The sequence below is a fragment of the Peribacillus sp. AS_2 genome (genome assembly GCF_026891895.1).
In the GTDB taxonomy this organism is placed as follows: Bacteria; Bacillota; Bacilli; order Bacillales; family DSM-1321; genus Peribacillus; species Peribacillus frigoritolerans.
Genome location: NZ_JAPTGA010000017.1, coordinates 72,075 through 82,306 on the forward strand (window position 1 = coordinate 72,075; position 10,232 = coordinate 82,306).

A 10,232-nucleotide genomic window follows, 5' to 3' on the forward strand; every position below is an offset into this window, starting at 1 on the left:
CCTCCTATTCTAGTAATATCAAATCATTATGTTAGGACTCATTTATTTCCGTAGTTTTGGATCTAAGGCATCCTGCAATCCATCACCAGCCACATTGAACGCGAACATCGTTAAGGAAATCAATATTGCCGGGATTAACAGTTGATAGAAATTCCCTACCAGAATGCTTCCCAGTGCATCACTTGTCAATGTTCCCCAGCTTGCCTGAGGTGCCGGAACTCCCAGTCCCAAAAAGCTAAGTGTAGCTTCGGCAAAAATGGCAGTAGGTACAGTCAACGTTAAATTGACAAGGATCGGTCCCATTGTATTTGGAATCATGTGTTTTCTTAAAGTCCAGCTCGTATTGGCTCCAGAGATTGTTGCAGCATGGATATATTCATTCTCTTTCAGTTGTAAAACCTGGCCCCGTACCAGTCGCGCCATCGGAATCCACCCCGTAATCGACATCGCAATGATGATCGGCAGAATACCAGGTTTTAATACGACCATCATTAAGATAACCATCAATAGGTATGGAATCGCATAGATCACCTCAGCGAAACGCATCATGATATTATCCGTGCGTCCACCGCGAATGGCAGAAATCCCGCCATAAAGGACACCAATTAAAAAGTCGATCAGCGCTGCCATCAATCCAATGAACAAGGATATCCTTGCACCGTACCAAGCTCGCGTAAATAGATCCCTACCTGATGAATCCGTTCCAAACCAATGCTCGCTATTTGGGCTAAGATTCTTTTTATCGAAATCTTGTCCATAATAAGTATATCCGTTAATGTACGGACCAAAAATCGCCATCAAGACCAAGAGGATTATAAGAATAAACCCCGTCATCGCCAGCTTATTTTCTTTAAATCGACGCCAGACGTCAGACCAATATGAAACTGTAGGTCTTGCTATTTTTTCAGCTTCCTTAAAGTTGCCGTCGGCGGGTTGGAACATATCTTCGGTTAAATGCACTTTATCTGCCATTATTTCTTCTCCCCCGTCACTTTAATTCTAGGATCAATCAACGTATAGGCTATATCAACGATGAATATCAATAAAATAAGCACCGCACTATACACAATTGTGGAACCAAGAATCACCGGGTAGTCCCTGTTGGATATTCCCTTTACGAACATATCTCCCATGCCAGGAATACCAAAAATACGTTCAATGATGAAGCTTCCTGTCACGATATTAGCCGTAAGGATGCCCAGAACCGTGATAATCGGCAATAACGCATTCCGAATCGCATGTTTGATTATGACACCGCTCCGTTTCAATCCTTTGGCTTTTGCTGTCAAAATGTAATCCTGCCCCATTACTTCAAGCATGCTTGTCCGCATCAGTCTCGCGATGAAAGCAAGCGGCATCATGGAAAGGGCAATGGATGGTAAAATGGTATGCTGCCATGTCGCCCATGTAGCAACAGGAAATATATTCCACTTAATTGCAAAGTAATTGATTAAAATAGTCGCCAGGATAAAGTTAGGAACGGAAATCCCTACGATGGCAATGATCATTGATAAATAGTCGGGCCATTTATTTCTTTTCAGTGATGCCACGACACCCAAAATGAGGCCAAAGAAGATGGCAATCACCAAAGCTTGTGCCCCTAAGTGCAATGACACCGGAAACCCCTTCAAAATGTAATCATTCACGGAAATGGATGAGGATTTCAATGAAGGACCAAAATCAAATTGAACGACTTCCAATAAATAATTCCCATATTGGGTCAACAACGGCTTGTCCAATCCATAGTGGACTTGAAGGTTTTCATAAACAGCAGGAGGCATGGCTCCTTCTTTTGCAAATGGATTTCCCGGAATCGTATGCATTATGATGAACGTTAATGTAATAACAGCCCATAAAGTAATAATCGCCCATTTAAAACGGTTTAATGTATATCTCAACATGGTAATCACCCCAATCATCGATTTTCTAAGAAGTTGAAAACGGAAATGAATGCATGAAATATTCAAATTCGCAATTGAAAAATGGGGTATGTCCTTAATCGGACATACCTCCCATTTCACTATTATCCTTCTATTATTTTTTATCCGCGTAAATAAAGTTCGGATAAGCGTTAATTGGAGCATAAACTCCAGTAACATTCGATTTAACCATATATGGTTTTGTATAGAAGTAAACCGGAAGGATCGGCATTTCGTCAATCATGACTTTCTCTGCTTTATGCAAAGCATCCATGCGTTCTTTTGGATCCATTGTAGATTTTGCTTCTTTTAATAAATTATCATATTCTTTGTTTGACCAACCTGCATCATTATAGGCGCCGTCCGTTTCCCAAAGCATGAATGTCATCGGGTCAACATAGTCACCAACCCATCCTGCACGGGAAATTTCAAAGTCACCAGCTTTTTCACGGTCAAGCTTAACTTGGAATTCCGCATTTTCAAGTGTCACTTCAACACCCAGGTTATCACGCCACATTCCTTGAACCGCTTCAGCAATTTTCTTGTGTGAATCTAAAGTGTTATACAAAATTGAAAACTCAGGTAATTCTTTCATGCCTTCTTCAGCAAGTCCTTCTTTTAACAATTTCTTAGCTTCTTTAACATCTTCCTTAAATAGGTTACCTGTATTTTCCTGGAAATCTCCAGATGCATCAGGAATACCCGGAGGGACTACGCCGAAAGCAGGCTTTTGTCCGCCTTGAGCAACATTTTCGGTGATTTTTTGACGCTCGATAGCCATTGAAAGCGCTTTCCTTACTTTTGCATTATTGAAAGGTTTCACTTCTGTATTAAAGTTGTAATAGTAAACGGCAAGTTCTTTGCCCATTTTGAATTCCTTATCATCAGAATTGACCATTTGACCTTGAATATCCACTGGTAGCGGATAAGCGAGGTCCAATTCGCCACTCTGATACATTTGCCATGCTGTATTTTCATCTTCAATTAGAGCAAAGTTAACCGCATCCAATTTGATTTTATCTTTATCGTAGTAATTTTCATTCTTTTCGATTTTCAGGCTTTCTTTATGTTTCCATTCCGTTAATTTGAACGGCCCGTTTGAAACGTGAGTTTTTGCATCCAAAGCCCATTTTGGATTTTCTTCCTGAACCTTTTTATTGATTGGATAGAAAGTATAGAAAGAAGTCAAGTCAAGAAAATATGGTGTAGGCTGTTCCAAAGTAACGACTAATGTATGTTCGTCTGTCGCTTTAACCCCTACGTCCTCTTCCTTCCCTTTCTTACTGTTGTATGCTTCCCCGCCTTTAAGATAATAAAGTTGGTAAGCATAATCTGCGGCCGTCTCCGGTTTCAAAGCATATTTCCAAGCATATTCGAAGTCATTGGCTGTAAGCGGATCTCCATTTGACCATTTCAAACCATCTTTCAATTTGAATGTCCAAGTTAATCCATCTTCACTGATTTCCCATGATTCTGCTGAACCAGGGACGATTTTGCCTTCCTCTGTTTTCTTTGTCAGCCCCTCGAACGTATGTTCAAGGATCCATGATTCATGAGTACCTTGAGCATTTGCAGGGTGAAGCGAACCAGGTTCACTCGAATTGTTTACGTTTAATACTTTTAATCCGGATGAGTCACCCGAGCCCCCTTCTTTTTCATTCGAAGTTTCCTTCGAACCGCCGTTGCATGCCGCAAGCATAAGCATCATGGCCATAAGAAGAGCAAGCACTGAAAATTTAGACTTTTTCAAAAAATATTCCCCCTCATCTTTAATCTTTCTTAGAATATTCCCATTTAAGAGATTATCCTTCTAACACCTATTAATCTTCCGTATAGTACATATAATGATTGCGAGGAAAAGCAGAAACATTCATTGCAGGAATTCACCAAAAACAATTAGCGAACCGTTTGCATAAATCTTAATTTCTACCTAAAAAAAGCAATTAATGCAGTTTACTAGGTATAAAATCACCTTTTTTTCACCTCGCCAAGGATACTATACCTCGAATTAAAGATGTTGAATTTTAAGTATATTACGAATAAACCAAAAAATCAATAAACCGGTGAGTACTTTTTCACAATATAGTAATTAATTGCTAATCAATTCGATCTAGATACTAGGTAAATAGAAATGATCACCTAAAAGGACTTCCGACTTCCAGGTGTTTTTACAAACCCTTCTAAATCAGTATTCATATAGGTTCTCTTGTCTATTTATTTCTCAATATTCTAATAATTCACATCAAGTTGATTACTAAGACAACTTTCCTAGCAAACCATCCCCTCTCAAATAATATATTTTAGCAGAATAATGCATTACTTGATTAAAATATTTAGTTCTCTTTAATCAATCTCCAAATAATAGACATTAACTATAGGGGAATAGAAATATTCCCCTATATGTACCCGTCATTTCATTGAAAAGTGCCCCTTCTTCATTTATGATTAAACAAATATAATGACACGAAAAGTAAACAAATTCCTGCCACCTTTTTCGCATCCAATGGGATGCGAACGCCTCCGAATAAACCGAAATGGTCAATGACTGCCCCAATAATTATCTGGCCTGCTATAACCCCGACCAATGCCGGTGCCACTCCAATCCGAGGCACGACCAATACGATCACAATGACATAAATAGCCCCTAACAGCCCGCCTGTTAGTTGCCATTTGGGTACAGACGCGATGGCAGAAATATTTCCATTTCCCGCAAACAAAACAATAAATAATAAAGCGAGAGTCCCGATTCCAAACGAAATGAAGGAAGCTTCAATTACCCCCACTTTTTTTCCTAATCCACCATTGATTTGTCCTTGTATGGCAATGGTGATTCCGCCCAGGACCGCGAGCAACGGAAATAATATCTTCACAGTGATTTTGCTCCTTTTTATGTCCATCCGGACTGATTAATGAATTCGCATACCATTTTAACATGAAAAATATGTATATTGTCCTTTACTGATATAAAATCATCTGCAAATAAAAAAACTGGCACTTTGGGCCAGCTGCAATCTTCTATACCAAACTAAAATCTATATGATTCCTGAACACTTTGTTGCCTTAACTGGCAATACTCCGTACTCAACAAGGAAAATACCAGGGCATCATGGTACTGATCACGAAGAAATAGATAACTTCTGAGGCTGCCTTCCTCTTTGAATCCAAATTTCTTCAGAAGGTTTCTCGATGCAATATTATCCTTGAAAGTTAAAGCGGCGATTCTGTTTAGTCTCAATTCTTCAAAACAATAGCGCAATACTACGTTGACAGCTTCAGACGTAAAGTGTTTCCTCCAATATTCAGGATGGATTTCATATCCTATTTCGGTGCGTTTGTTGGATAGGCTCAATTGATGCAGGCCAACAGTACCGATGAACTTGCCTGAATCCTTTAGAATGACCCCCCACCGCATCCCTCGTTTGTTTATATAAGCACTTTTAAACGAGTCGATTAAGCGGCGGGCATCTTCTACTAGAGTTAAACTTTCTATCCCATCATATTTGGTCACTTCATCTTTAGAGAGGATTTCAAACAGACTCTCGGCATGATGGTGACCTATTTCGATTAAATGCAGTCTTTTTGTTTCCAATTCCTTAAACCACATCGAAGAATCCCTCCCGTATATTCAGCTGTCTACTTAATTCTATTCAAGATGAAGAGATACCTGTCTTAATGGACAATACTTTTTGAAAAATGCCTTAATCCCTGATTATTTTGGGAACGGTTGACACTGTAAACCGTCACATTCCCGCCATAACCCAATAAGAAGTAGAATTAGGATGGTCAGGATACATTCCTATTGTCGGTAAGCCATCATCGATCTCACAAAATAAAGCTCCCCAATAATAATCAGCCCAGATCCGATTCTCTAATTCTGGAAACAGATTGACAATCTGCTTTATTATTTTATCTCTATTGTTCAAAATCATTGGAACCCTTTTCTCCAGATAACCGGTCGATTCATCAAGGCCACCAATGATAATTCGATTGCCAGGAGTTTTTCTTGCATATAAATAAGGCCATGCCGTTTCCCAAATCATCATATTATCATGCCATTGAGCTTGATCGGCTATTTGATTTGTTGCTATGGCATATGAACTGAGAATCACTGCATTTTTATCCTTCACTTCTTCTTGGTCTTCATAACCAGTTGCGAAGATGACCGTCTGTGCATGTACCGTATGACCCGTTTCGGTAAATAACTGGGTTTGATTCTCTGTTAGTATCTTTCCATTGATTTTTGTTTTTGCATAGACACGTACGCCTTTCGAAACTGCCTTTTCAATCAATAAATGTACATGTTTCTAAGGATTGATTTCAGCATCATTATCTGTAACCAGCGCTCCTGCTTTCGAAAACGAAAATTTCCGGTTAATCTCTTTTTCAGTATAATATTCAGCAGGGAAATTTCGGGTTTTAAGATTCCTATATTCTCTTTAAGCTTAGAAACATCCATGGGGTTGGATGCATAGTACAAGCTTTTTCTACTCATTTGAAAACTGTAAAAGTCCAATGTTCGCAACCGTACTTCCTTCACTTGCATCCCTTTTATCGATCAGGAAAAAAATTAGGCCAGTCTCTGTCAAAAAATAGGCACAGTGTGCATGAACCGCTTCCTTCTATACAAACATCACATGGAAGGTCTACCTCCAACATGGGATATTTTCTCGCTTTAAATGTATCTTTCCAAACACTTTCCCTGCCTTTAAATCCATACAAGCTCCACCCTTGGGATAATTAATTAGTTTCATCCTTTTTAGTTCCATATAACTATATCGTTTTAATGTACTTATTATTTCCCTGAAAAACATGGCCTGCAAACGTAAAATGATTCTTTTTTTCCAGAAATTCAGCATTCCAATTTATCAAATAGACCTAGGATTTTCATTTACCATATAATCTGCCAAGTTATATGGACCCTTTTTATGTATATTCTTATACTATCCTTTTTCCTAGTCCTATAAAGAATGAGAATGAGCTAATTTTACACAAAACTATTTTTATAGGATACTATATTACCAATCCAGATATTCTACTAGGAGGAATTAAAATGAAGAAAATCATCCTTTTATCAGCACTGTCACTATCACTTCTATCTCCAAAAGTTGCTTTGGGAGCGAATACATACGAGGTGGCAGAAGGAGATACCTTAACGAAAATCGCTTCTGAATATGATGTCAGCATTGACGAATTACTTAAATCGAACTCTGCTATAAACGATGCAAATCAAATTCGAATCGGACAAATCATAAATCTTCCCGAATCATCCAATACCACGGTTAATCGCAAAGAAAGTCAATCAGTTGAACATCAGGTCCTTAGTTTAGTTAATGAAGAACGGGCAAAATCGGGCCTCCCTTCACTTAAAATGGATACAGCCATTTCCAACGTAGCCATTCTAAAATCTGAGGATATGCGTGATAATAATTATTTCAATCATACAAGCCCCAGTTATGGATCGCCTTTCGATATGATGAAATCCTTTGGGATCAGTTACGAGTACGCAGGGGAAAATATCGCAGCAGGTCAACCTAGTGCGGATGCTGTCATGAAATCATGGATGAACAGCCCCGGACATAAGGCGAATATCCTCAACAAGAACTATACGCACATTGGAATCGGGCATGTAACTGGAGGGAAATACGCCCACTATTGGACCCAACAATTCATTGGAAATTAAAAGCTTCAGAGGCGGCAGATTGCCGTCTCTTTTTATTTATTCTTATATTCCAAGTCTAATGATTGCTATTACCTTTCTCACTTTATATCGAAAAGACGTAATTTCAGTTCGATCGCTTCCATAAGAAAACGTTCTTCGTTATTTTTTAGTTGGATGGATACCCAAGGAATACACGTAAAGTAGTTATATCATACTATCTTTCAATTATCTTACTGATAAAAATTAAATTATGTTAAAATAGAATTCTAGATATAGGTACAAAGGGGCAATTGCAGAGGTTGGCTCTGTTATCAACGAATTACGAATAAAACAAAATCTTACACGAGAAGAACTGGCTAAGGATATATGTGAACCTAATGCCCTGTCAGATTATGAAAGAAGCATCACTTCTCCAACCATTGATGAATTGGCACTTTTTGCGGATAAACTTAAAGTTGACCTGCCGTATTTCTTCACTACCAAAAATGAACCGATTTATAATTACATAGAAACCATTAAACTTTTGATTAACAAATACAAACGCACACGTAATTATGAAGCAATTTATGAAATCATTCAAAAAGAAATGGCAACTGCACCGGAAAAATCGATATCATTTTATCAATTCTTAAAATGGCATGAAGGTATCTCTTTTTTTATTTGTACAATGACAAACAAAAGGCTATTGAATTATTGAATGAAGCCATGCAGATTACCATGGGTAAACGGGTCATTCTTCATCAACAGGAGATAGAAGTTTTAAATAGTATCGAGATCATCCATTTTAAAACGAAGAATTATGAAGAGGCCATCACCATCTTCAATGAAGCACTGGGATTTATCGAGAATATTCCCCATGTGAACCAAGAAGGTACCATTATCGTGAAGATCATTCATGGATTAGCACAAACATTGACTGAACTTCATCATTATCAAGAATCATTAAATTATACTCTTAAAGGGATCAACATTTGTAATTCGATAGAATCATTATATTTATATGCGGAACTCCATCTTTTAACTGGTAAGAATCTGCTTCATCTGCAACAACCTGAAGAAGGACTGCACTATATAAAGCAATCCAAAAACATTTTCAGTCTTCAAAAAAACGAAGAATTCGTACAAATTGCCGAACATGAAATGGAAAACATTTTGCACTGCATATGAACATGGATAAAAAAGATAGAGATTGCTTAAAAATCTCTATCTTTTTTTAGTATCGTTAGTTCACCCTTACCTTCAATATTTCAAATCCTTTAAAACGATCATAATGCTTTCAATAGCCATTCTATGTCAGCTATAATAGAAGAATGTAACCCAACTGGAGGAAAAAAAATTGACTAATAGATTAGGTTTAGTACTGGATGTAGAAACTACTGGTTTACGTCCCTCTTCAGATGAAATTATCGAGCTTGCCCTTATACTCTTTACATACAGCGGTGAAACAGGGGAAATCATTAATCTTATTGATCAAGAATCATTTTTAAGGGAGCCTCTCTCCTTTGGAGCAAGAAGGAATTATGATCAAGCATACAGAATTCATGGAATTCCATACAGCTCCGTAGAAGGAAAGAGTTTTCATGATGAAAAAATTAAAACCTTCATTGACCGTACCGATTCGATTTTCGCACACAATGCTTCTTTCGATAGAAGTTTTCTCTACCAAATGTATCCGGAAATCAATGATCAAAAGTGGTACTGTACGATGCGTAATGTACCTTGGAGGCAATATGGATTTGAGAATAGTAAACTCTTAACATTACTGCAGGCACATAATATCACCAATTTTCAAACACATAGGGCCATGGACGATATATCTTACCTAATGGAGCTTATGAGAAAACCAGGTCCTTCTGGCCATCCTTATTTGAAGGATGTCATTGCAAAAAATCCAATGAAGAAATATGCACCTGCTTCCCAAAAAACAAGGGTATAGCCGTTTAAATAATTACTTCATTGTCATGGTGCACCAATGTTTTGTCACAAACAAACCGTGGCCCATTCCATGAGAACAGTAATGCATATCTTTAAGGTGGTTTTTATTTTAGGAAGCCTTTTATTTTCCTGAATTTCACTTATTACTTGATATTTATCAAAAAACAGCGACCCAGACGGGTCGCTGTTTCAGTTTATTATAAAAGGATACTTAGTTATCCTTCATGTATTTTCACTTTTTTATCTGGATGAAATCAACAGGAACGTTATTTTGAGGGGTTTAAATTTGAACATTGTTTGGAACATAGGGCACTCGCTTTCCGCGGGCGGTTTTTACGTCTGTAGTGTCTCCCTTGTACACGCTTTTCCAAGGAGTCTTGAACGCAAGCTCCAATCAACTTTGTTTTAAAATTTAGATAGAAACCCCGTTGTCGACAAAAGTGGAGCCGAAACGGCATTATCCGAAATCTTAAATTATTACCATTATTTTAAAACGAGACTTGGTTCTACTCCATAATTTTTTACTCTTTACTATATGGGGTGAAATCTATCAAGATTGAAGAAATTTGCGACACTCCTGCCGAACAACTGGCTAGCCGAGACCCCACAGACGCTTGCGTCGAGGAGGCTTGGAAGACAGTCGGCGGAAAGGGAGCGGATTTCTTCAATCAACTGGATTTTTTAAAAAAAAAACTGTAGACAAACTAGTTTTCCTCGAA

The 10,232-nt window shown here is 38.0% G+C and carries 10 protein-coding genes; 4 read left to right on the forward strand and 6 right to left on the reverse strand.

The window, feature by feature from the left end; translation table 11 throughout:
• Positions 1-42: 42 nt before the first annotated feature.
• From OTG27_RS23075 to OTG27_RS23100, 6 genes are all read right to left on the reverse strand, one after another.
• Entirely contained in the window at positions 43-972 is a 930-nt protein-coding gene (locus OTG27_RS23075; protein WP_057277522.1) for an ABC transporter permease, read from the reverse strand.
• Positions 972-1,901 carry an ABC transporter permease gene (locus tag OTG27_RS23080; RefSeq protein ID WP_034311122.1) on the reverse strand — a complete coding sequence of 310 codons (930 nt, stop codon included), beginning with the start codon at positions 1,899-1,901 and terminating at the stop codon, positions 972-974. The genes OTG27_RS23075 and OTG27_RS23080 overlap by 1 nt, the downstream gene beginning before the upstream one ends.
• A 133-nt stretch (positions 1,902-2,034) precedes the next feature.
• On the reverse strand, positions 2,035-3,669 hold the full coding sequence (locus tag OTG27_RS23085; RefSeq protein WP_268938260.1) for a peptide ABC transporter substrate-binding protein: 1,635 nt from the start codon (positions 3,667-3,669) through the stop codon (positions 2,035-2,037).
• A gap of 685 nt (positions 3,670-4,354) precedes the next feature.
• On the reverse strand, positions 4,355-4,789 hold the full coding sequence (locus OTG27_RS23090) for a DMT family transporter (RefSeq protein WP_098865135.1): 435 nt from the start codon (positions 4,787-4,789) through the stop codon (positions 4,355-4,357).
• Between the two features lie 155 nt (positions 4,790-4,944).
• Positions 4,945-5,523 carry a GNAT family N-acetyltransferase gene (locus OTG27_RS23095; RefSeq protein ID WP_268938261.1) on the reverse strand — a complete coding sequence of 193 codons (579 nt, stop codon included), beginning with the start codon at positions 5,521-5,523 and terminating at the stop codon, positions 4,945-4,947.
• A gap of 136 nt (positions 5,524-5,659) precedes the next feature.
• On the reverse strand, positions 5,660-6,208 hold the full coding sequence (locus OTG27_RS23100; protein ID WP_268938262.1) for an NAD(P)/FAD-dependent oxidoreductase: 549 nt from the start codon (positions 6,206-6,208) through the stop codon (positions 5,660-5,662).
• Between the two features lie 761 nt (positions 6,209-6,969).
• Here OTG27_RS23100 and OTG27_RS23105 point away from each other — a divergent pair.
• The 4 genes from OTG27_RS23105 to OTG27_RS23115 all read left to right on the forward strand — a co-directional run bounded on the left by OTG27_RS23105 (position 6,970) and on the right by OTG27_RS23115 (position 9,514).
• A complete protein-coding gene (locus OTG27_RS23105) occupies positions 6,970-7,599 on the forward strand; it encodes a CAP domain-containing protein (RefSeq protein WP_268938263.1) in 630 nt (209 codons plus the stop codon).
• 304 nt (positions 7,600-7,903) lie between these two features.
• Positions 7,904-8,275: a helix-turn-helix domain-containing protein gene (locus OTG27_RS26800; protein ID WP_374941285.1), complete on the forward strand. Its 372-nt coding sequence runs from the start codon at positions 7,904-7,906 to the stop codon at positions 8,273-8,275.
• Positions 8,239-8,745 (forward strand): tetratricopeptide repeat protein, encoded by a 507-nt coding sequence (locus OTG27_RS23110; protein ID WP_268938264.1) that lies wholly within the window; start codon positions 8,239-8,241, stop codon positions 8,743-8,745. The genes OTG27_RS26800 and OTG27_RS23110 overlap by 37 nt, the downstream gene beginning before the upstream one ends.
• 169 nt (positions 8,746-8,914) lie before the next feature.
• Positions 8,915-9,514 carry an exonuclease domain-containing protein gene (locus OTG27_RS23115; protein WP_268938265.1) on the forward strand — a complete coding sequence of 200 codons (600 nt, stop codon included), beginning with the start codon at positions 8,915-8,917 and terminating at the stop codon, positions 9,512-9,514.
• Positions 9,515-10,232 lie beyond the last annotated feature (718 nt).